The following is a 23,222-nucleotide window of genomic DNA, read 5'->3' on the forward strand; positions in this document are numbered from 1 at the left end:
CCGAATCAGCCCTCGATGATGAGGACGCCCCAGGCGGGGATGCCGACCTCGTCGCCGACGGCCACCGAAGTACCGGCCAGCAAATCGGTACCGGCGATCGGCGCCTTGAACTGCACGGCCTTGCCGGAATAGTTCAGGAAGTAGGTCACGGACTTGCCGGCCTCGTTCACGCCGCGACGCACGCGCACCGGGGTGCCCGCGAAGTCGTCGGTGGACCAATCCACCACACCGGCGCGGTGGGCAGCCTCCAGCAGCACGGGCTTGACCTCGTCGGTGGAGGTCATCGTGCCGACCCATTCGGCGGAACCCTTGCCGAACCCGTGGCGCGTGATCGCCGCGTACCCGGCCTGGCCCCACACGGACTCGCCGTAGTCGGCCAGCACCTCGGTGCCTTCGGCCGGCTTGAGCAGTTCCAGGAAGTGCTGCGGACGCACAGTTTCCGTGCCGTCCAGGGCGCCCTTGAAGGTCACCTCCACATCGGTCATGTCGTTGGTGAACTGGTTGTAGCTCACGCCGAACACGTCGGTGAGGTTGTGCGGCTGACGGTCGTGGTAGACCTTCACGTTGTCGTCCGTCACGAACGACTTGAACGTGGCGAGCACGTTGCCGCCGTGCTCCACGTAGGCGCGCACGCGGCCGATCAGGTCCTCGTCCGCCACGTACAGGGCCGGCGTGATGAGCAGCCTGTACTGCTCCAGCACGGCGAGCGGCGCGGTGTACGGCACGAAGTCGGCCTCGATGTTGAGGTCGAAGAGCGCGTCGTACAGCCAACGCATCACGTCGTTGTACGTGGTCAGGCCGGAGACGCCCTCGTCGTACGGGTTCGGGTCCGGGAAGCCGGTTTCGATGGTGAATCGGGTGAGCGCGGTCAGGGCCTTGTTGCTCATCATGATGGCGACCTTGTTGCGCTTCTTCAGGTTCACCAGGTGCGAGCCCACGCGCTCGATCTCGCCGCCGAAGACGCCGGCCTCCTCATAGGTGGGGTTCGGCTCGAAATCGTGACTCAGCAGGCCCTTCCAGTACGTCTCGAAGGAGTTGTGGATGGAGTGCCAGTGCCAGTACATCACTGAATCGGCGCCATTGGCCAGGTGCGAGTAGGCCTGCAGGCGCAGCTGGCCGGGGTAGGGGAGCCAGCCGTTCTGGCCCTGCGCCTGGGTCTCGATGAGCAACCAGTTCTCGCCGCCCTTGAAGGAGCGGGTCAGGTCGCCGCCCATGCCGATCTCGCGGCCGGTCAGATGCGATTCACCTGGATGGTAGATGTCCACGCCGGCGATGTCCAGGTGCTTGGAGGTCTCGTAGTCGTCCGCCCACGGCTGCAGGCCGTAGGAGTAGCCGCGCCATTCGAGGTCGTAGTTGTGGGTGACGAACTGGCCGGGGCGGGCGTACTCGCGCACGATGTCCGCCTGCCAGCCGATGTAGTCGGTGACGAGCTTGCGGCGGAAGGTGTCGAATTCGGAGCCGAGCGAGCCGTTGATCGTGCCGGTGGCGCCGGTCACGTCCGGGAAGTCGTCCCAGGAGTTGATGCGGTTGGACCAGTAGTCGAGGCCGTAGGCGAGGTTCATGGCGTCGAGGTCGTCATGGAACTTCGCGCGCAGGTGCTTGACGAACAGCTTCTGCACGTTGTTGGACACCACGTCGTAGTACTTGCACTCGTTGTCCACCTGGTAGCCGATGACGGCCTTGTGGCCGGCCACGTGCGCGATGAGCTTGCGGATGGCGCGTTCGGCGTAGAACAGGAACGAGGCGTCGGTGATGTTCATGATCTGGCGGCCGCCGTAGATGGCCTTGCCCTTGTGGGTGGTCTCCAGCACGTCCGGGTACATGTTGGACAGCCAGGACGGGAAGGCGTACGTGGGGGTGCCGATGATCACGTCGATGCCGGCCGCGCCCATGGCGTCGAGCACGCGGTCGATGTGGGAGAAGTCGAACACGCCGGGCTGCGGTTCCATCGTGCTCCAGGTGGATTCGGCGATGCGCACGGTGTTGATGTGCGCGGCCTTCATCAGCGCGATGTCCTTGTCGAGGCGGTCCTCCGGCATGTACTCGTCGTAGTAGGCGGCACCGAAGAGAATATGGTCGAGTGTCTTGCTCATGGCGTTTTCCTTTGCGTCCGGGCCCTTAGCGGACCTTCTTGATCGTCATGACCAGCACGGCGCCGACCAGGGCGATGACGGACAGGCACGGCAGGATCGGCATGTACTGGCCGCCGAGGATGTTGAACAGGACGGCGCCGACTACCGGGGCGAGGATCTGGGCGCCCGTGTTGGCGAAGTTGAGGATGCCGAGGTCCTTGGCGGCGTTCTCCGGGTTGGGCAGCACCTCGATGTTGAGGGCCTGGTCCACGGAGAAGAAGATGCCCGCGCCGATGCCGGCGACCACGCCGTACCAGACCATGGAAACCGGCTCGCGGTAGATGAACGGGATGATGGTGCCGATGGCGGTGAGCACGGCGGAGAAGGCCACGAGCTTCTTGCGGGTCTTGAGGAAGTCGGAGACCGGGCCGGACAGCGGGGCGAAGATGATGGCGGTGATCATGGTGGCCACGCCCATGGCGGAGATGTACTTGCCGGCGGTGGACTGGTCGGCGCCCATGCCGGAGGTCAGGTAGAAGACCTGGTACACGGAGAAGCCGGTGACGGCGATGTTGATCATCATCTTGCCAAACAGGGCCTTGTACAGATCGGAGGCGCCCTTGGTCGGGAACTTGAAGGTGTCGGCGAAGACCTTGGCGTCGAAGCTCTTCTTGGGCATGCCGAGGCTGGACTTCTCACGCATGAGGACCGCGGCCACCGGGCCGGAGAGCAGCATCATGACGGCGAGCGCGTAGTAGCCGGTGTTCACGAGGCCGGGGTTGGCGTCGGACATGAAGAAGCCGCCGATGACCGGGCCGCCGTACTGGCCGATGATGTAGCCGATGGCGTACACGGAGGAGATCAGGCCGCGGTGCTTGGGGGCGGTGCGGTCGGCGATCACGGCGATGAGCGGGGCCACGATCATGTTGATGAAGGTCTGGATGAGGCACCACAGCACGGTGAAGATCCACAGGTGCGCGCGGTCCTGGACCAGGCCGAGGCCCACCATGACGGCCGCGGTGAGCAGGGAGCCGGCGAGGATCCACGGGGTGCGGCGGCCGAGGCGGGAACGGGTGATGTCGGTCAGGGCGCCGATGATGATCGTGGTGATGGTGGAGACGATGGCGCCCAGCGTGCCCAGCATGGCGAGGTAGTTGTTGACCTCGGCGCCGGCGCCGCCCATGATGGCGGCCAGCTTGGCCGGGTTGAGCACGGAGTTGAGGCCCATGAACGGGGCCAGCCACAGCAGAGCGCCGACTCCGGTGGCGATGCCGATGATGATGGGGGCCTTGGGCTGCTCCTCGTCGGTGACGTGGCCGCTCCACACTGCTGCGGTCTGTTCGTTAGTGGACATCCTGCGTCCTTTCGATTGTCTTTTGTTGCGTTATACCACTGCGATGTCGATATTGACTCAGCGTTGAGTCAATATGGCGTCCCTGCTTGCCTCAACGTTGTGCCACCTACGATACACCTCTTTGCGTAATCGTTGAGTCAAAATGTGCTTCGGCGTGTCGCGCGCTGTTGTTTCGTTGCGGAATCGTGCCCGAATCCCCGAAAAACCCAGCTTCCGGCGGCACGGATGCCTACAATGGCAGGGTTCGCATGGCTTGGTTCCTTGGTTCGACCGCTGACAGCCGAGGCTCATCCGATTCAGGATGGACGGCCATCAGCGCGGACAGGACGGCCACCCGTCCGGCCCGCGCCGGCAACACGGGCGACACGTCGGCCGACGGCCCGGCGGACCCGTTCGGAGCAATCGCAGGCCCGTCCCGGACCCGCGCCGCCGACGAGCCCAAACCGGACCCCACGCCCGGAATGGGCGGAACCATAGCGTTGCAGTAGAGGAAGTAGTGCTGGAGGATCATGGCCAAACGTGTCACGCTCGCCGAAGTCGCGGCCCACGCGCAGGTCTCGCCGAAAACAGTCTCGGACGTGATCCACGACCGCGGACGCATGCGCCCGGAAACCCGCGAGCGCATCATCGCCAGCATGCGCGAACTCGGCTACCATGCCAACGCCGCGGCCCGCACCCTGCGTACCGGCATGAGCCACACCATCGGCCTGGCACTGCCGAATTTCGCGCAGCCATTCAACGGCAATTTCGCGGACACGCTCACCCAATACGCCAAGACCAAGGGTTATCGCGTCATCATCGCCACTTACTACGGGCTGGACGGCGGACTGCCCGCGCTGATCGAGGAGACCTACAGCATCGGCGCGGACGGCTGGGTGTTCCTGTCCGATTCGCCGATTCCCGAGCAGCATAACTATCTGAAGCAGTCGTACCCGGTGGTGCTCACCGGCGACTACCTGGCGCACGACGCGGTGGACACGGTCATGTTCCCCAATCTGGAGGGCGCGCGGCACGCCACCGCATGGCTGCTGAATCACGGCGCCCGACATGTCGGATTCATAGGAGCTCCCGAACAGCTGACGGGCCGGGGAGGGGACCCCACGGCGTGCGCCGACATCGCCGCGGCCAGCGAAGGCAACGCGCCATTGCGTTTCAAGGGCTATGTCACGGCCATGCAGGAGTCCGGCATGCCCATCGACCCGGCTCTGGTAGGCATTTGCCGGCGACTCGACCGCGAGGACGGCGAGGCCGCCGCCGAGGCCATCATCCGTTCCGGCGCACCGCTCGACGCGCTGTGCTGCGCGAACGACGCCGTGGCCCTAGGCGCCATGTCGGCGCTGGCCAACCACCACATCTCCATCCCTGAAGACGTGCAGGTCATCGGCTTCGACAACACCCCGGACGCGCGGTTCGCCAGCCCGAAGCTCACCACCATCAACCCGCATATCGAGCAGTACGCGCAGCTCTCCATCGACCTGCTCATCGCCCGCATCGAGGGTTCCGATGCGGCGCCGGGCACCTACACCACCACGTTCGACCTCGTGCAGCGCGAGACCACGCGGTAACGGGCGTCCGTAGCCGTACGAGAGCCGTTGCGCGGCCGCGCAACGTGGGTCATTCTTGGACCAATCCGCAGTCGGTGAGGCCGTGATTGTGGGGAATAGGCTCCCGCGATGCCCCCAAATAACTGTCAATCGACAGACAGGCGTACCGGGGACAAATTCGCTTGCCCCGACAGCCCATTTCGGCCGATTTTCGCATACCGGGGCAAAATGCTCTCGTGCAATACGGATTCGCCACAGACCGCATTTGCCCAAAACCGCGGAATTCCGCCAATCTTCAATCCGCGACTTCGTTGTCGATCCAGCCACTCTTGCCCCGGCAATCAAAAAAACACGCAAAATCGCTTATCGGGGCACGAAAAATTGCCCCGGCGTGCATGTCAACCGATTGATGAAATTACCGGGGCACAAACAGCTTTGGGCTCCCCTCGGAGAGGGGAGCCAGGATTATGTCATTCCTCGACGGCGAGGGTGCCTTTGGCCGCTCAGTGCGTGGCAATCTCGTCCACCTTGGTCACGTGGCCGCCGAACTGGGCGCGCAGGGCGGTCACCACGCGCAGGATGTCGTCGGCGCCGCCGCGGGAGGTCTGGCGCTGCCACAGGGCGGCCGCGGTGGTGGGCACCGGCACGCCGAGCTCCAGGGCCGCCTCGACCATCCACTTGGCCTCGCCGGACTCGTTGGCCACGGCCGGCACGCTCTTGAGCTCCGGATCGTCCTTGGTGGCGTTGTCGAGCAGGTCGAGCAGCCAGCTGGCCACCACGGAACCGGTGCGCCAGGAGGTCATGGTCTCGGCCGGGTTGGTGACGTATTCGCTGCGCAGCATGGTGGCGAAGCCTTCGCCGAACGCCTGCATCATGCCGTATTCGATGCCGTTGTGCACCATCTTGGCGAAGTGGCCGCCGCCCACCGGGCCGGCGTGCACCAGGCCGTACTCGCCTTCCGGCTTGAGGCTTTGGAAGATCGGCAGGACGGTCTCGTAATCCTTGTCCGAGCCGCCGATCATCAGCGCGTAGCCGCGCTCGGCGCCCCACACGCCGCCGGAGACGCCGCAGTCCAGGAAGCCGATGCCCTTTTCGGCCAAGGCGGCCGCGTGCTCGCGGTCCTCGGTGTACTTAGAGTTGCCGCCGTCGACCACGATGTCGCCCGGCTCCAGCAGCTCGCCGAGTCGCTCCACGGTGGAGTCGGTGGGGGCGCCGGCCGGCACCATGACCCACACCACGCGCGGGGCGTCGAGCGCCGCCACCAGGGCCTCCAGCGAGTCCACGTCGCGGCCGGAGTCGGGGTTCATGTCGAAGCCCACGATCGTATGTCCGTCCTCGCGCAGGCGCTTGACCATGTTGCCGCCCATTCGGCCGAGGCCGATCATTCCCATCTGCATTTCGTTGCCTTCTTTCAAATTTCGCAAGTTCGTTGGGTCTATGTCGTCAGGTCTACAGGTCTTCGAAAATCACAGGTTCAGCGCGCCGGCCACGGCCATGGCCTCCTGGTCCGGATCGGCCAGTCCGATATGCACGTTGACATGCACCTCGTCGTCGCCCGGCTCCTCGAGGATGTCGAACTGGCTCTTGAGCATGCTCGGCTTCATGAAGTGGCCCTCGCGGTGGGAGAGGCGGTCCATCACCTCGTCGAAGGTGCCCTGCATGTAGACGAACACCACGCCCGGGCGGCGCAGCTTGTCGCGGTAGACCTTCTTCAGGGCGGAGCAGGTCACCACGGCGGCTTCCCCGGCGACCACGCGCTCGTCGATCCAGGAGGCGAGGGTGTCGAGCCACGGCCAGCGGTCCTCGTCGGTCAGCGGGATGCCGGCGGCCATCTTGTCGATGTTGGCCTGCGGGTGGAAGTCGTCGGCCTCGGCGTACTTCAGGCCGTAGCGCTCGGTCAGGTGGGTGGCGACGGTGCTCTTGCCGCAGCCGCACACGCCCATGAGCACGATGATCGGCTTGGTGGTGGCGAAGTAGTCCGCGGGGATGGTGTTGGCGGTGATGATGTCGGTGTGTTCGGCGGTCGCGATGGTCATGGAAGTCTCTTTTCAGCGGTGATGGGGAAGTGGATTACGAACGATTGGTGGGGGAGTGGGGCCGGTGCCGTCGGCGGAAAGGAAGGAAGGAGACCAGGCGGCACCGGTCGGGTTTGCGGAATCGTGGGGCTTGCGGGACTCGGCTAGACCAGCGGCACGAAGATGCTGCAGATCATGACGAGGGCGAGCACCACCACGGACAGCAGGCATTCGAGCACGGTCCAGGTCTTGAAGGTCTCGCCGACCTCCAGGCCGAAGTACTCCTTGATGAGCCAGAAACCGGCGTCGTTGACGTGGGAGAGGAACACGGAGCCCGCGCCGATGGCGATCACCAGCAGGGCGATGGCCGGTGCGGTGACGCCCATCTGATCCACGACCGGGCCGAGGATGCCGGCGGTGGTGATGATGGCCACGGTGGCGGAGCCGGTGGCCACGCGGACGAACGCGGCGATGATCCAGGCGAGCAGGAAGATGGAGATGGAGGAGCTTTCCACGAACTTGCCGATGATCTCGCCGATGCCGGTGTCCACGAGCACGCCCTTGTAGCCGCCGCCGGCGCCGACGATGAGCAGGATGCCGGCGATCGGGGGCAGGGCGGCCTTGAGGGAGTCGTTGACGGCCTTCCAGGTCATATGGGTGGTGCGGCCGAGCACGATCATCGCGAAGATCACGGCGGTCGCCAAGGCGATGGCGGGCTTGCCGAAGAAGGCGAACACCTGGGCGTACAGGACGCTGGAGTTGGCCTGGTCAGGGGCGGCGATCTCGAAGATGGCGTTGCCGAGCATGAGGATGGCCGGCACGAGGATGCACAGCACGGACAGGGCGAACGGCGGCTTGCTGGTCACGGGGTTGCCGTCGGCGTCGACGCGGCCCTTGCCGGTGTCGAAGTTGGCGGGGGCGCCGACCGGTACCCACTGGGCGGCGAACTTGGAGAACAGCGGGCCCACGAGCGCGGCGGTAATCACGGCGATGGGCAGGCCGAACATCATGGTGATGCCCACGGAACCGTTCTTGAAGCAGCTCAGGGCGGCGAGCGGGCCGGGCTGCGGCGGCATGCATGCGTGCATCACGGACAGGCCGGCGAGGGTGGGGATGGCCACGCGCATGAGCGGGAGCTTGGAGCGGCGGGTGATGAGGATGATCACCGGCACGAGCACCACGAGGCCGACCTCGAAGAACATCGGCAGGCCGATGAGGGCGCCGATCAGGGCCATGGTCCACGGGATCATCTTGGTGGAGGTCTTGGCGAGCAGTGTGTCGACGATGCTGTCCGCGGCGCCGGTGTCCATGAGCACGCGGCCGAGCATGGCGCCCAGGCCCACGAGGATGCCCACGGAGGCCATCGTGGAGCCGAAGGTGGTGGAGAAGCTCTCGACGGTGGCCACCGGACCGTAGCCGGAGCCGATGCCGACCACCAGCGAGGAGAGCAGCAGCGAGACGAACGGGTGCAACTTGGCCACGGTGACCAGCAGGATCAGCACCACGATGCTGGCCACCACACTGATGCCGAGCTGGGTGCTATTGAGCTGGACGGCCTGCGCGGTTTCGGCCAGAACGAGTGTATTCATAATCCATCTCTTCTTTGAGTCGTTGTATTTGGATGACGTTTCATTGTCATCTCATACATTTTGTATGTTGACATCCAATATAAAGCTGTTTTATGGATTACGCAATACGTGTTACGTTCGGCGTGTTGAATATGTATGCCATATTCGTCGGCACGTGGGATACTTGCGTTATGACTTCCGAACGCTCCATTGATTCCGATACGACGGGTGCCGCCGACGTGAGTTTTGCCACCGGTGACGCCGGTAATGGCACCGTTGCCGCGACCGGCATCAAGGCCGGCTCTGGCGATGCGGGCAGCACGGCCGCCGGCGCCGCCCAGACCATCGTCACCTCGGAAATGTCGCTGCACGACCGACTGCTGGACGAGTGGGGTATGGCCGTGGTCGGCGGCGCCGTCGCGGCGGGGGAGCGGCTGCCCGAGCCGGACATGGGAGGCGACGCGACGCCGTCGCGCACGGTGACGCGCGAGGTGACGCGCGTGCTGGAATCGATGGGACTGGTCAGCGTCAAACGCAAGGCAGGCGCCACCGCCAATCCAATCGAGGCTTGGAACATTCTGGATCCGCAGGTGATCCGTTGGCGGTTGCGCGGCCCGCATCGTATCGCGGCACTGCACGAGCTGTCTCAGCTGCGCGCGGCCGTGGAGCCCGCGGCGGCCCGATTGGCGGCCACAGCGGCCACTCCGGAACATTGGGCCACGCTGACCGAGGCGGCCATCGGCATGGTGGCGCATTCCGACCACGCCGACGAATCCGAGTATCTGGAGGCGGATATCCTCTTCCACCGCACGCTGTTGGAGGCGTCCGGCAATCTGATGTTCGCGGCCCTGGGGGAGGTGATCGCCTCCACGCTGACCGGCCGCACGCAGCACGAGCTCATGCCCAAGACGGCCGACCAGACCGCATTGAACTGGCATACCGAGGTCGCGGCCCTGATCCGCAAGGGCGACGGCGCGGCGGCCGAAGCCACCATGCGGCGCATCGTGGACGAATCCGACCAGGCCATCAGCCACATCGCCGGCGACCGGCGGTAACAGGGCGGGCAGCCGGGCTACAGCACCACGCGGCGATTGAGTTCGCGGCGCAACTGCCGCCAATTCGGCAGATAGGCGGTCATGCGCCGCTGGAATCCGGCGCCGTGGCCGCGCTCCCACAGGTGCGTCAGCTCATGCACCAGCACGTACTCCAGGAATCGCGGTTCCATCAGCCCCAATTGCAGGTTCAGCCTGATGCGGCCGGTGGCCGGCGTGCACGAGCCCCAGCGCGAGGTCATGACGCGCAACGTGATATGCGTGGGCGTCCGGCCGATCACCGGACCCCACTTGGCCAGCAATCCCGGCAGTTGCGCGTTGATGCCGGCCGCGGCCCGCGCCTTGCGCTCGTCGGTCCAGATTGCGGTGCGGTCGAAGGTGGGCGGGGTCGCTCCGGCGTCGTTCGCACGACCATCACCGCCAGGCCTGCCGTTGTTTGATTCGCGATTCCCGCCAACGCCGGGACGGCTGCCATGCCCGTCACGCCCGTCACGCGGAAGGACGCCGCCGGCCAGTCCGCCCATATCCAGCGACCGTCTGCGCGCCTCGGCCATCTTCCGCACGTGCATGTCGATCCACGAACGGCGGCCCCGCACGAAGTCGACGATGGTGCGATCGGACATGCGCCGGGGTGCGGAGATCACAATCTCACCGTTCGGCGGCTTAATGCGCAGATACATGTTCTTGATGGGTTTGCGTACCACCTGCACTTCAAGCCCGTCGATATTCATGCGGTCATTGTGCAATCGTCGCGCGACACCGCAATGCCATCGGACCAATGATGCAACCATTCGCACCCTTTCTGCGCGGTCCGATTCTCAGGGAGATTGCCGGTAAAACCAGTTGCGTGAAGTCGCACAACCGACAATCCACGCATCACACGAATCAACCACCGACAGCCCGCAAACGGCCATCTGCGCACCTCACCGCAGGCACCCGATGCCGACGCCGACCTTGCCGCCGTCCAGCAGGAACCGCTTCATATTGCGCTGCAGCGACGTGTGCTCGGGCAGCTCGGCAATCGGCGCATCGCACCGCTGGAACACCCACTCGCGCCAGTCCGGCGCGTCCGGATGGGTCTCGCGGATGTCGAATCGACGCTGGAAGGCGAGGATACGCGAGCTTTCGGGCAGCAGTCGTTCGAGTGCGGGGGAGAGCAGCCACGATTCGCACCAGTACGGCAGGCCCGTCCAGTCGGGGAAGAACTCGGCGAGGAACTCACGTGATTCGTCGACGGACCGGTCGCATTGGGCGGGGTCGAGCGACGCATCGGACGGAATATGCACGTTGATGACGCGCGGCAAGCCCGCGATTGTCGGCACGTCGGCTGCATCGTAGGCCAATTCGAATTCCAGCGACCCAAGCCGGAACAGTCGTGCGCTCAGCTCGCGGTATGTCCAGAAGTCACGGTCGAACCCGTACCGCCCATAGCTGGTCCGATGTTCGCCGACGAACCGCGTGAAGCAGCCCATGGTGGCATCGAATATGTCGTCGGGAATGCCCATGCGGCGGTATGTGGGGAACGTGTACCGGCCGGCCGCGTGCAGCATCCAGTAGAGCATGCGCAGGCCGTTTGGGTCGCCGCCGGCGAGCTCGGCTTTGAGCGTTTCCCATGATTCGACTCGTTCGCGCGGGTCGGCAAGGCCACGCACGGCTTCCATACCGCTTTCCGATAGCGTTTCGCCGGATTCGTCGATGCACCGAAGTTCGGCGACGACCGGTTCGGCCATGCCGATGCGCCCGGCCACCTCCAGTACCGTCAGAACCGCCGAGGAACTATCGCGATTATCCAATCCGCCCATCTTCGCCCCTTCGCCCGCCTTCGCCGTTCAGGACCAATCACCAATCATCTTGGTTCTATCATCGCCCGTACGCAACGATTGCGCGCGACGCGCTCAGCGCCCCGAAACAGACGAAGCACTGTCATTCAACGCGACACGCCGAAGCACCAACCTCGTTGACACCTGCACGTTCGGTGGTATTGTAATCACTTGTGCGCTTTTGAAGTGCATGGATCGGGCCCATAGCTCAGCTGGTTAGAGCGCATCCCTGATAAGGATGAGGTCGGAGGTTCAAGTCCTCCTGGGCCCACAGAAAATAACAGCGGCTTCATGCCGCTATTTTTTTCCCACGGGGCATTAGCGCAGCTGGTAGCGCATCTGCTTTGCAAGCAGAGGGTCACCGGTTCGAATCCGGTATGCTCCACCACCAAAACCCTTGGAATCAAGCCAATTCCAAGGGTTTTTTCGTTTTCCCGATCACCGACGAACGTATCCCGCGGAACACACCACGTTGACACTGCGTCAAAATGCGCGCTACAATAAGCCGCGAGAGAAATTGACGCTCCGTCAACACCGTGCGCATGGCAGCGCATGACGCCTCGGCCCAGCGCCAATGGCCCACGAACGGCCCGGCACCAGCGAGGATGACGGGCGTACAGCCACAAAGGAAAGGACAGCAATGCTGTTTCAGGTCTACGGCGACAATGCCGTGTATCAATGGATCGGATGGATTCTCGTCTTCTGCTGCCTCATCGGCGCCAACGAGCTGGCCCGCCGCACCAAGACGGGCGGCGTCATCGCCTTCCTCGTTGTGCCGGCCATCCTGACCGTCTACTTCATCACCATCTACACGGCCGCCGCCATGGGTGCCGATTGGGCCCTGAACAACCCCACCTACGTGCACATGACCTCGTGGTTCCACTACGCCAAGCTGTACGCGGCCACCATCGGCTGCATCGGCTTCATGGCCCTCAAATACAAGTGGGGCTCCATCGGCAAATCGCAATGGTTCAAGTGCTTCCCGTTCGTGATCGTGGCCATCAACATCCTCATCGCCGTGGTCTCCGACTTCGAATCCGCCATCCGCGGCTGGGGCACCACCTGGATCTCCACCGAAGGCGTGACCCTGTACGGCGGCTGGCACAACGTGTTCAACGGCGTGGCCGGCATCCTCAACATCTTCTGCATGACCGGCTGGTTCGGCATCTACGCCTCCAAGAAGAAGGACGACATGCTCTGGCCGGACATGACCTGGGTGTTCATCGTGGCTTACGATCTGTGGAACTTCTGCTACACCTACAACTGCCTGCCCACGCACTCCTGGTACTGCGGCCTGGCGCTGCTGCTGGCCCCGACCGTGGCCAACTTCTTCTGGAACAAGGGCGGCTGGATCCAGAACCGCGCCTTCACGCTGGCCATCTGGTGCATGTTCGCGCAGGTCTTCCCGATGTTCCAGGACTACTCCGTGTTCTCCACCCAGTCCGTGAACAACCCGAACGTGAACCTCGTGGTCTCGCTGATCGCCCTCGTGGCCAACGTGCTGGCGCTCGGCTACATCCTCGTCCGCGCCAAGAAGCAGGGCGTCAACCCGTGGCTGCAGGAGATCTTCAAGGGCACCCGCGACTACGAGCAGGCTATCGCCCGCGCAGCGTGATGCCCTCACGACTGTCGTCGTTCGGCGTCGCCTACGGGAACCCCACCGGGCTTCCCGCTTCACGGCTCCGTGAGCAAATCGTCGCCCACGCGGCGTGACCGGCCCACAGTCACCGTCGTTCGACAGCGGAGCCGACAAAACCGGCGCTATGTTTGCGGCCCGACCAAGGCCCCGCAAACATAGCGCCTTTTTACATCCCCAAACCGGCGTTATGTTTGCGCGCCCTTCGTCGACGCGCAAACATAACGCCGGTTATTCATCCGCGCCCAGCCGCACACCATCCGCCCCATCCGCATCCGTCCGATTGGCCGAGTGCGCCGGCGCATACGTCACGCCATGACCGTCACCGGGTGGTACGACACGCTGTGCCTCCCGGTGACGGGGTTCCAAACCCGTTCGGCGAAGGCCCGCAGACGCGCCACGCCCTCACGTAGCTCATCGGCGTCGCCCGCATACGAGAGCCGCATGAAACCACGCCCCTCCTCGCCGAACGCCTCGCCCGGCACCACGGCCACCCGCTCCTCATCCAGCAGACGACGCGAAAACCCGTCCGAATCAAGCCCCGTGAGCCTCACGTCCACGAAGGCGTAGAACGCGCCTTGCGGACGGATGAGGCGCAGCACCGGGCAATCGGCAAGCCCGTCGACCACGATCTGCCGCTTGGTCCGATAGTCCTCGCGCATCACGGCGACGTGGTCCTGCGGTCCGGTCAGTGCGGCCACGCCGGCATATTGAGACAACGAATTGACCGAGGAATGCATGAGCTCGGCGATTTTGCCCGTCTGTTCGATGACCGCCGCGGGCGCCAGCAGGTAGCCGATGCGCCAGCCGGTCATCGCGTACGTCTTCGACAGGCTTTCCACCACGATCGTGCGTTCCTTCATGCCGGGCACCGCGGCGATCGACGGCGCCACCGCACCGCCAGCGCCGCCAGCGCCGCCAGCACCGCCATCGCCGTCGAACACAAACGGGTGGTACACCTCGTCCGCAATCGCCCAGATGCCGTGCCGTTTGCACACGTCGGCGATACGCGCCATCTCGGCCGCCGACGTCACCGCGCCGGTCGGGTTGCCGGGGGAGTTGATGATCACCGCACGGGTCCGCGGGGTGATCGCCGCCTCGATGTCCGCCGCATTGACCCGCATGCCGTTCTCGGGACGCAACGCCACCATGACCGGCCGACCGCCCACCAGCATCACCTCCGCATCGTACGAGGTGAAGAACGGCGAGGGAATGATCACCTCATCACCCGGACCCACCACGGCCGCCAACGCCAGATACAGGCCAACTGTGGCACCATCCACGGCCTGGATCTCACACTCGGGATCATAGGAAAGTCCCTCCACGCGAGCGGAATAGTCCGCCACCGCACGGCGATACTCGGGAATGCCGAGCACGTTCGTGTAGCGCGTCCGCCCGTCGCGCGCGGCGGCACAGGCGGCCTCGACGATATGCGGGGCCGCGGTAGCGCTCGGCTCGCCCACGGTCAGGGAAATAGCGTCCGGAACCCGCTCCACGCGGTCGAACACGTCGCGGATTCCGGAGCGCGGGATATCGAGCGCAGCAGGGGAGAGCGGCATCGCCGGTGAAATCATCATGGCCCGCGACGCCGGGACCGACGGCATCGCAGAATCGGACGACGCGGACGAGGGTGCCGTAGTCCCGGACTTCACAGCCTGCGCAACGACGGAATACTGCCGCATGTCCAATCCTCCATTCGCCCGGCATCGAACACCTCGCGCAACCAGGCGCACCGTCGGCACAAGCAGGGCAATCGATACCACCAATACGGAAATAATTACATTCCACAAAACCTTTTAATGTAATTATTACATAATTAACTAACTATCGATGTAAACATTACATTTCACAGGCCAAGTCACCGGAATAGTCACACCGGGCGGACGGCAGCGGGTACAGTGGCTCGAAGAGGCGACGGAACCAGAAACGAACCGCACGGGAAACGGAGGCAGCATGACCGGCATCGACGACACTGACCAGCGCATCCTCACCATGCTCGAGGCCGACGGCCGCGCCACGCTCGCGCAGTTGGCGCAGGCAACCGGACTGTCCGTCTCGGCGGCGCAGTCGCGTGTGCAGAAGCTGGAGAAGCGCGGGGTCATCAAGGGGTACAAGGCGATCGTCGATCAGGAGCAGCGTGGCCTGCCGATCAGCGCGTTCGTCAACGTGACGCCGCTCGACTATTCCGCCGAATCCTCGATTCCGGACAAGCTCAGGGACATCGAGGGCATCGTCTCCTGCTATTCGGTAGCCGGCGCGCCCAGCTTCGTGCTGGTGGTGCGCGTGGCCTCGCCAGGCGCGCTGGAGGAGCTGCTCAACCTCATCCACCGCACGGTGCCGGTCAGCACCGAAACCACGGTGATTCTGCAAACCTACTTCGCGCACTGAGAGCGGACGGCACGCGCGCGAATTCCCGTAATCCGAGCGAGACCCTTGGCAGGCACCCCCTTGGGACCTACAATGAAAGCGCCTTATTTGATAGTCCAACCCAAGGGGGAGTTTCACTATGCTTACCAATGAGTACGTCAAGCGCGTCTACGATCAGGTCCAGAAGCGCGATGGCGATCAGCCGGAGTTCCTGCAGGCCGTGTACGAGGTGCTCGACACCCTGCAGCCGGTCATCGCCAAGCACCCTGAATACGAGGCGAACGGCGTGCTCGAACGTCTGGTGGAGCCGGAGCGCGTGATCAAGTTCCGCGTGGCCTGGGTGGACGACGCCGGCAAGGTGCAGGTCAACCGCGGCTACCGCATCCAGTTCAACTCCGCCATCGGCCCGTACAAGGGCGGCCTGCGCTTCCACCCGACCGTGAACGAGGGCGTCATCAAGTTCCTCGGCTTCGAGCAGATTCTCAAGAACTCCCTGACCACGCTGCCGATGGGCGGCGGCAAGGGCGGCTCCGACTTCAACCCGAAGGGCAAGTCCGACGCCGAGGTCATGCGCTTCTGCCAGGCCTTCATGACCGAGCTGTGCCGTCACATCGGCCAGTTCACCGACGTTCCGGCCGGCGACATCAACGTGGGCGGCCGTGAGATCGGCTACCTGTTCGGCCAGTACAAGCGCATCCGCGACGAATACTCCGGCGTGCTCACCGGCAAGGGACTGGAGTTCGGCGGTTCCCTCGCCCGCACCGAGGCCACCGGTTACGGCCTGTGCTACTACACCCAGGAGGCCCTGCGCGTCCTGAAGAACGATTCCTTCGCCGGCAAGACCGTGGTCATCTCCGGCTCCGGCAACGTGGCCATCTACGCCACCGAGAAGGCCCAGCAGCTGGGCGCCAAGGTGGTCACCGCCTCCGATTCCAACGGCTACGTCTACGATCCGAACGGCATCAAGCTGGATGTGGTCAAGCAGATCAAGGAGGTCGAACGCGGCCGCATCAAGGAGTACGCAGAGCGCGTGCCGGGAGCCGAATACCACGAGGGCTGCGCCGGCGTGTGGACCGTGCCGTGTGACATCGCCCTGCCGTGCGCCACCCAGAACGAGATCAACGAGGAGTCCGCCAAGGCCCTGGTCGCCAATGGCTGCAAGGTGGTCTGCGAGGGCGCCAACATGCCGTCCACCCCGGAGGCCATCGAGGTCTACAAGTCCAACGGCCTGCTGTACGGCCCGGCCAAGGCCGCGAACGCCGGTGGCGTGGCCGTCTCCGGCCTGGAGATGAGCCAGAATAGCTACCGTCTGTCCTGGACCTTCGAGGAAACCGACGCCAAGCTCAAGTCCATCATGGAGTCCATCGTCGCCGCCTCCCTGGCCGCCGCCAAGGAATACGGCGAGGAGGGCGACCTGATGGCCGGTGCGAACATCGCCGGCTTCGTCAAGGTGGCCAACGCGATGGTCGCTCAGGGCGTGCTGTGATCTGATTTTTGGCTTCTTTGGCAAGAAGGAGCTGACACGCGAAGCGTGACTGAGAGGAGTATCTCAGCTCGGTATAGCTCCCCTCAGTCGGCTATCGCCGCCAGCTCCCCTCAGCGAGGGGAGCCAAAAACTATGACACCCTGACAACTACATAAGACTTGCCCGCTGGCGCGAGGGGCCCACAAGGCCCGCCGCGGGCGCTTACACGTCCGGCGTGTGGGGCGAATCCTCTCTGCTCCATGCGTCGGACTTTTTGTTCTGACACGCCTGCCGCCCCGCCGCCAGCAGTCATGGCAGCATCATGGCAGCAGATCCCATGGGGCGCGGCGGACCACCAGTTCGAAGAGGAACAGCGCCGCGAAGGCGTACAGCGCATACCGAAGAGTCAATCCACCGAAGGCGATGCCCGCGATCAACGCAAACGTCATCGCGCCCAACATCGCCGTGCGCAGCACGTAGAACGCCGCGCGCCATCCACCGCGCCGATCCCTGGTTTCCACGGTCATATGCGTGTACATGCCGCCGAGCGTCTGCCCGCGATGGCACACCGGAATCAGCAGTTGGAATATCAGGAACGCCAGCAACCCCACCGCAGGCGCCACGAAGTTCAGCCAATCCACGCCGACCGTCACCCGTCCGCCGAACAGCGTGAAATCACCGTTCTGCAACGGTTCGGCCACCTTGTAGAACAGCAGCACCACGCCGAACGTAATCGGGAAATACACCAGCACCACGAAGATCATGTCGATCGCGAACGCCACGGCCCGGTGCAGCGCGCCCGGCTTGCGGTTCACGTCACCGCGCCCCGGCGTCGAGGCCGTCGGCACCCATCGGCCGAACGCCACGGCCAGCCAGCAGCCGACCAACGCGCCCATCGCGTTCGTGATCAGATCGTCCACATCGAACTGACGGTAGGCGCACGGGTACAGGCCCCAGAAACCGGTGAGCTGCGTGGTTTCGATGAGTAGGGAGACCACGAATCCAGAGGCCAGCACCGCCCACCATCGCCAGCGAAGCCATCGGGCGACGACGAAGCCGAGCGGCACGAACAGCACCACGTTCATCACGAGTTGCAGCACGCCGGTCATGCCGGAATACCGCACGTCCTCGATGAAGCGCATCGGATCGAGCTGCGGGGCGTACTGGCCGGACGTGGCCTCGCAGAAGGCCTCCGGCTCGTCCGGCATCGGGTAGAGCGTGAACGCCACGAGACCCAGCACGTACAGCACGGTCAGGTAGTCGGCCGCCGCCGACAGCAGACGCAGGCGATGGTGACGGTGGTAATGCACCGCCAGGATCGGCAGGGTCAGCACCGCCGAGACGATGGGCCACAGCACGCCCGCGATGATGAACGACGTGGAGAAGTAACTCAGATACCGCAGCATAACTCCACCCTATCGCGCGGGACGATGCGGGAATATCGGACAAAACTCCGTATTGTCCCGCAAAGGTGCGGGACAATACGCCCATTCGTCACTTCATAACCGCATCGTCCCGCATCATCGCAGCACAAAACCCTGGAAATACGCCATTTTGTATGGCGGCCGCCCCGACACCGGCACTAACAGCTGCGGGACGATGCGCCGAAAACCAAGAAAACGGCGCATCGTCCCGCACGGAAGGCTTCAAGCCCCTCTCAAGAGCCCTCAAAGAAGCAGTGATGTCAGATGAGCTCCAACGTCACGTCGAGCTTGAGCGGGCGGTCGGAGGGCAGCTGGAACTCGGGATGCACGGGCGCGCCCCAGGTGTCGTCGCCGCCGATGCCCATCTGGGCGGCCAGCAGGCGCAGGAAGGTGTGGCGCACGGGCGGCAGTTCGTCGGCGTGCGTGGCCTCCTCGATCATCAGGGAGCTGTACGGCAGCAGGCTCATCGCGAACGGCTCGCCGGAGCCCGACCCCAGATCCGTCCCCGAGCCAACGCCTGCACCGGCCGTCACGCGCATGCCGTGGCCGGTCGCATCGGTGATCTCCGCCCAGCGCACGCCCTCGTGGTTGCCGGTCTCCTGCGGCACCAGGTACGGCGCGAAGTCCTGCTTTGCGGTGCGCGAGAAGACGCCCAGCTTGGCGCCGTGCAGGCGGTCGGCGTACGTCTCCTCGGGGCCGAGGCCGTAGAAGCGCAGACGGTCGTACTGGGCCGGCAGCATCCATTCGATGCCGAACGCGGGCAGCGTGGCCGCGTCCGCCTCGCCGGGGTATTCGGCGGTCAGGTGCACGCGCAGGGCCGTATCGACCTCGTAGGTCACCGTGACGGGCGTGTGCGCGGCGTCCGCCAGCTCGTAGCGGTAGACCGCACGCAGTCCGGCGTCATTACGCTCGATGGACGTGCCGGTCACACGGGCGTAGCGGCCGGCGGCGAACCACTGGGCGCGCTCGAATCCGGAGCCGTAGCCGCGGTCGTTGTCCACCAGGGCGCGGAACGTCGTGAGGTTCGGGCGGCGGATGACCATCTCGCGGCCGTCGCGCACGAACGAGACCATGCCGCCGGCGGTCTTGGGGAGCAGCACCTCGCCGTAATCGGTGTGGATGCCGGCGTTGAAGCCGTCCTCGGCGGTGATCGCCAGCGGCCAGAAGCTACCGTCGGCGTCGGCGGAATCACCGTCGCCGGCCGCAACGCCATCGTCGAACGACACGGTGGCCACGTACTGACCGAACGCCAGCTCGTAACCGGCGGGCGCCCAGTCGGTGGCCGCGTCAAGCCGCTGGTCGACCTCGTAGGTCACCTCGAACCGTCCGGCGAGCGGCACCAGGTCGGTCACGCGCGGGAAGGCGATGGGCAGGCGCTGCGTCTCGCCGGCGGGCACGTCGAAGCGGTAGTCGGCATGCCAGCGCTCCACGCCGTTCACCAGCACGCGCGCGGTGAAGCGGAAGCCAGCGGTGGAGATGAACAGGTTGTCATTGGTGATGGTCACGCCGCTTTCGTCCGGCACGAGGCGAACGTTGGCATACAGCTGCTTGACCTCCTGGGCCTTGGGTGTGACGCTGCGGTCCGCGAAGACGATGCCGTTGCCGCTGAATTCGTAGTCGGTGGGGCGGTCCCCGAAGTCGCCGCCGTATGCGAGCCGTTCGGTGCCGTCCGGGAGCCGCTGGAAGAGGGCCTGGTCCACGTAATCCCAGATGAAGCCGCCCTGGTACTTGGGGTACTGCTCCAGCGCGGTGTACAGGTGCAGGCCGCCGGTGGAGTTGCCCATCGAGTGCGAATATTCGCAGGAGATGTACGGCTTCTGGTCCTCGCCGAACAGGTACAGTTCCCTAATCTCGTCCGGCTTGGCGTACATACGGCTCATGATGTCCGTGACGTCGCTGTACTCGGGGTCGTTGAATACGCTCTCATAATGCACCGGGCGGGCGGGGTCCGTGGCATGCACGAAGTCGCGCATGGTACGGAACACGTCGCCACCGAATGACTCGTTGCCCAGCGACCAGATGACCACGCTCGGATGGTTCCAGTCGCGGCGCATCATGCTGTTGAGACGGTCCACGCAGGCGGCGCGCCATTCGTCGCGGCTGCCGGGCACGGCGGTCTCCGGGTGGAACGAACCGTCGCCGTAGGTCCAGGTGCCGTGGGTCTCGAGGTTGGTCTCGTCGATCATGTAGATGCCGTATTCGTCGCACAGCTCGTACCAGCGGGACTGGTTGGGGTAGTGGCAGGTGCGCACGGCGTTGATGTTGAGGCGCTTGAACTCGCGGATGTCCTGCAGCATCACATCCTCAGTGAGGGCGCGGCCGACACGGGCGTCGAATTCGTGGCGGTTGACGCCCTTGAATACGATGCGCTTGCCATTGAGCTTCATGAGCCCGCCCTCGATGGCGAAGTGACGGAAGCCCACGCGCTGCGGCACGGTTTCGATGACGCGGCCGTCCGCGTCCAGCGCGGTGACGGTGAGCGTGTAGAGGGTCGGCTCCTCGGCGCTCCACGGGTCGACATGGCCAACGTTCGCACGCCAGGTCAGGGCCTCGCCCGCCGGAACGTCACCGGACACCGTAGACCCAGCGGCACGCGACTCACGCCAGACCTCGGCGCCGGCCGCATCCGTCAGCACCGCCTCGAACGATGCCGCGCCGGCCGCATTGCGCACGAAGGCGTCCACGGACAGCTCGCCCTCGCCGCTGACGTGGTCGTAGTCCGCGGTGACGCGCAGGTCCTCGACGTGCACTGCCGGCTGGGCGGTGAGCTCCACGGAGCGGAACAGACCGTGCATGCGCCAGAAGTCCTGGTCCTCCAGCCAGCTGGCGGAGGCGAACTCGAAGACGGCCACCGCGAGCAGGTTCTCGCCGGTGGTGAGCAGCGGGGTCACATCGAATTCGCTGGGCGTGTAGGAATCCTCGGAGTAGCCCACGAACGTGCCGTTGAGCCATACGGCGATGGCCGTGGAGGCGCCGTGGAAGGTGAGTGTGACCGTGCGCCCGGCCTCGATCGCCTCGGCCACCTTCGGGCTCGGCGTGAAGATGCGGCGGTAGAGGGCCACATGGTTGTGCTCCGGGATATCCGGGGCCTGCGGTGACTCATGGCCGGACCACGGGTACTGCTGGTTGACGTACTGGTGCTTGAGCAGGCCCTTGACCTCCAGACAGGAGGGCACGTCGATCTGGTCGAAGTCGTCGTCAGGGAAGCCGGGGCGCGCGAAATCGGCGTCAGCCACCTCCTCGGCGCCGTCCTCCACATCGGCAAGATCGGCCCAGTCGGCCAGATCGGTGACGGTCACACGCCAGGTACCGTCGAGGCTTTGCTTGAGATCCATCGATTCGCCCGCGGCCGGCACGTGGTCGTAGAACCGGTGGCTGGAGTGCGCGGCGAGCCGGTTGACGGCGAACACGCGCGGGTCGGCGATCCAGGCCGGATCGAAGCGTTCGGCGGTCGGCACCGCGGGGGCCGCGGCGGCACGGGTCTCGCCACCCGCGGCACCACCGGCGTCGCCCGCGCCGGCCGAACCGGCGGCATCGGGCATCTCAGGAACGTTGCCCAGGCCAGTCACATCAGTCATCAAAACCTCACCTTTCCTTGTCCGCCCGCGGCACGGCACCGTGCCGGAGCATACGATTCGCCTGCCCTACGATAACCGATGACCAGGGCGGGCGGCATCCACGTCATCTCCCAGTGTATCCGCTGTGTAACCGGTCACGCAAACGAAGGTGAGCGTGTGTCGCAAACGCCAGTTCCCCGCAAAACGCCAGAATCGCGAATACGATGAGGAGCATGACCAAGGCAGGTAAGAAAGCGACCATCCGCGACGTTGCGCGACTGGCGGGCGTGTCCTACGGCACCGTCTCCCGATACCTCAACGGCAGCGCGCACGTATCCCCGGCGGCCGCCGAGCGCATCGCCCAGGCCATCCAGGACGCCCGGTACACGCCGAACCAGGCGGCCCGTTCACTGGCCCAGCAGCGCACGCAAACCATCGCCCTGGTGATTCAGGTCGAATCGAACGAGACGCTCATCCAGTCCAGTGTGGCCCGCGCGATGATCGGCGCGAACCAGACCATCGGCGACGCGGGCTATCAGATGGTCACGCTCATCGCCAACACGGACGCCTCCACCAGCCGCATCGCGCAACTGGTCAACAGCGACTTCGCGGACGGCTACATGCTGTTCTCCCTGAGCGAGGACGACGTGCTGGCCGACGCTTTCCTCACCACGGACCGTCCGGTGGTGATTTCGGAGGTCAGCAACCGCAGCGATCTGCCGTTCCCCGCCGTCGACTTCGCCAACGAGGACGGGCAGCGCGACATCACGCGACATCTCATCGAGGCCGGACGCACGCGGCTCGCGTACGTGTGCGGCCCCGGCTATTCACCGACCGCCACGAACCGTTTCAAGGGCTTCCGCGAGGCGATGGGGGAGCGGTTCGACGAGCGTCTCGTGTACTTCTCAGACGATTGGGAGATGACCAACGGCGAGATGGCCACGGCCGATTTCCAGCCGATGCTGGACGATTTGGATGGCATCGTGTGCGCCAACGACGACATCGCCTTCGGTGTCATCAACCAGCTGAACCGGTTCGGCTACCGGGTGCCGGAGGACATCGCCGTGACCGGTTTCGACGATTCGCCGATCGCCGTGCTCTCGCGGCCGAAGATCACCACGGTGAGGCAGGATTCGCAGCTGCACGGCCGCGCGATGGCCGAACTGGTCCTTTCGATGATGCACGGCGCGCAGGTCGAGCCCGATTACGTGCGACTGCTGCCCACGACCATCGTGGACCGTCAGTCGGCGTGATGGGGCGTAAGAAACCAAGCCGCACGCATACGAAAAACTCCCCTCGCTGAGAGGAGCCGGGACATCCGCAATCGAAGCTTGTTTTGTATAGTTGG

The 23,222-nt window shown here is 64.9% G+C and carries 17 protein-coding genes and 2 tRNA genes; 9 read left to right on the plus strand and 10 right to left on the minus strand.

The features are described 5' to 3' along the window. Positions 1-5: 5 nt before the first annotated feature. Positions 6-2,093: a beta-galactosidase gene (locus KIH81_RS06350; RefSeq protein WP_214304593.1), complete on the minus strand. Its 2,088-nt coding sequence runs from the start codon at positions 2,091-2,093 to the stop codon at positions 6-8. 25 nt (positions 2,094-2,118) lie between these two features. Continuing rightward, positions 2,119-3,426, minus strand: a complete 1,308-nt coding sequence (locus KIH81_RS06355) for an MFS transporter (protein WP_214304594.1) — start codon at positions 3,424-3,426, stop codon at positions 2,119-2,121. 248 nt (positions 3,427-3,674) lie between these two features. On the opposite strand from KIH81_RS06355, the gene KIH81_RS06360 reads away from it, so the two are divergent. Continuing rightward, complete coding sequence (locus KIH81_RS06360) at positions 3,675-3,914, plus strand: hypothetical protein (RefSeq protein ID WP_214304595.1); 240 nt, start codon at positions 3,675-3,677, stop codon at positions 3,912-3,914. Positions 3,915-3,935: 21 nt separating this feature from the next. Further along, a complete protein-coding gene (locus tag KIH81_RS06365) occupies positions 3,936-4,991 on the plus strand; it encodes a LacI family DNA-binding transcriptional regulator (protein ID WP_214304596.1) in 1,056 nt (351 codons plus the stop codon). A 482-nt stretch (positions 4,992-5,473) separates the two neighbouring features. Here KIH81_RS06365 and gnd read toward each other — a convergent pair whose 3' ends face one another. The 3 genes from gnd to KIH81_RS06380 form a co-directional block, all read right to left on the minus strand. Next, positions 5,474-6,367: a phosphogluconate dehydrogenase (NAD(+)-dependent, decarboxylating) gene (gene gnd, locus KIH81_RS06370; RefSeq protein WP_214304597.1), complete on the minus strand. Its 894-nt coding sequence runs from the start codon at positions 6,365-6,367 to the stop codon at positions 5,474-5,476. 69 nt (positions 6,368-6,436) lie between these two features. Continuing rightward, positions 6,437-7,006: a gluconokinase gene (locus tag KIH81_RS06375; RefSeq protein WP_236029355.1), complete on the minus strand. Its 570-nt coding sequence runs from the start codon at positions 7,004-7,006 to the stop codon at positions 6,437-6,439. Between the two features lie 143 nt (positions 7,007-7,149). Next, positions 7,150-8,574, minus strand: a complete 1,425-nt coding sequence (locus KIH81_RS06380; RefSeq protein WP_214304598.1) for a GntP family permease — start codon at positions 8,572-8,574, stop codon at positions 7,150-7,152. 170 nt (positions 8,575-8,744) lie between these two features. Between KIH81_RS06380 and KIH81_RS06385 the strand changes: the two genes are divergently transcribed. Continuing rightward, positions 8,745-9,608 carry a FadR/GntR family transcriptional regulator gene (locus KIH81_RS06385; protein ID WP_214304599.1) on the plus strand — a complete coding sequence of 288 codons (864 nt, stop codon included), beginning with the start codon at positions 8,745-8,747 and terminating at the stop codon, positions 9,606-9,608. 17 nt (positions 9,609-9,625) lie between these two features. Here the strand turns inward: KIH81_RS06385 and KIH81_RS06390 are convergent, their stop codons facing one another. Together KIH81_RS06390 and KIH81_RS06395 are read right to left on the minus strand one after the other, a co-directional pair. Continuing rightward, complete coding sequence (locus KIH81_RS06390; protein ID WP_214304600.1) at positions 9,626-10,336, minus strand: YgjP family zinc-dependent metalloprotease; 711 nt, start codon at positions 10,334-10,336, stop codon at positions 9,626-9,628. Positions 10,337-10,528: 192 nt separating this feature from the next. After that, on the minus strand, positions 10,529-11,407 hold the full coding sequence (locus KIH81_RS06395; RefSeq protein WP_214304601.1) for an acyltransferase domain-containing protein: 879 nt from the start codon (positions 11,405-11,407) through the stop codon (positions 10,529-10,531). A 215-nt stretch (positions 11,408-11,622) separates the two neighbouring features. Here KIH81_RS06395 and KIH81_RS06400 point away from each other — a divergent pair. The 3 genes from KIH81_RS06400 to KIH81_RS06410 all read left to right on the plus strand — a co-directional run bounded on the left by KIH81_RS06400 (position 11,623) and on the right by KIH81_RS06410 (position 13,040). Next, positions 11,623-11,696, plus strand: a tRNA-Ile gene (locus KIH81_RS06400). A gap of 41 nt (positions 11,697-11,737) precedes the next feature. Continuing rightward, positions 11,738-11,813, plus strand: a tRNA-Ala gene (locus KIH81_RS06405). A 252-nt stretch (positions 11,814-12,065) separates the two neighbouring features. Beyond that, the gene (locus KIH81_RS06410) at positions 12,066-13,040 is read left to right on the plus strand and encodes a DUF5692 family protein (RefSeq protein WP_214304602.1); all 975 of its coding nucleotides are present in this window, start codon (positions 12,066-12,068) and stop codon (positions 13,038-13,040) included. A 329-nt stretch (positions 13,041-13,369) separates the two neighbouring features. Here the strand turns inward: KIH81_RS06410 and KIH81_RS06415 are convergent, their stop codons facing one another. Next, the gene (locus tag KIH81_RS06415) at positions 13,370-14,638 is read right to left on the minus strand and encodes a pyridoxal phosphate-dependent aminotransferase (RefSeq protein WP_420829134.1); all 1,269 of its coding nucleotides are present in this window, start codon (positions 14,636-14,638) and stop codon (positions 13,370-13,372) included. 376 nt (positions 14,639-15,014) lie between these two features. On the opposite strand from KIH81_RS06415, the gene KIH81_RS06420 reads away from it, so the two are divergent. Together KIH81_RS06420 and gdhA are read left to right on the plus strand one after the other, a co-directional pair. Beyond that, positions 15,015-15,449: an Lrp/AsnC family transcriptional regulator gene (locus KIH81_RS06420; RefSeq protein WP_214304603.1), complete on the plus strand. Its 435-nt coding sequence runs from the start codon at positions 15,015-15,017 to the stop codon at positions 15,447-15,449. A 118-nt stretch (positions 15,450-15,567) separates the two neighbouring features. Then, positions 15,568-16,914: an NADP-specific glutamate dehydrogenase gene (gene gdhA, locus KIH81_RS06425; RefSeq protein WP_214304604.1), complete on the plus strand. Its 1,347-nt coding sequence runs from the start codon at positions 15,568-15,570 to the stop codon at positions 16,912-16,914. Between the two features lie 299 nt (positions 16,915-17,213). On the opposite strand, the gene KIH81_RS06430 is transcribed toward gdhA, so the two are convergent. Continuing rightward, on the minus strand, positions 17,214-18,299 hold the full coding sequence (locus KIH81_RS06430) for a VanZ family protein (protein WP_214304605.1): 1,086 nt from the start codon (positions 18,297-18,299) through the stop codon (positions 17,214-17,216). Positions 18,300-18,577: 278 nt separating this feature from the next. Then, the gene (gene lacZ / locus KIH81_RS06435) at positions 18,578-21,895 is read right to left on the minus strand and encodes a beta-galactosidase, LacZ type (RefSeq protein WP_236029356.1); all 3,318 of its coding nucleotides are present in this window, start codon (positions 21,893-21,895) and stop codon (positions 18,578-18,580) included. Between the two features lie 212 nt (positions 21,896-22,107). Here lacZ and KIH81_RS06440 point away from each other — a divergent pair, with 212 nt between their 5' ends. Beyond that, entirely contained in the window at positions 22,108-23,127 is a 1,020-nt protein-coding gene (locus KIH81_RS06440; protein ID WP_236029357.1) for a LacI family DNA-binding transcriptional regulator, read from the plus strand. Positions 23,128-23,222 lie beyond the last annotated feature (95 nt).

The sequence above is a fragment of the Bifidobacterium miconisargentati genome (assembly GCF_019331675.1).
Lineage (GTDB): Bacteria > Actinomycetota > Actinomycetes > Actinomycetales > Bifidobacteriaceae > Bifidobacterium > Bifidobacterium miconisargentati.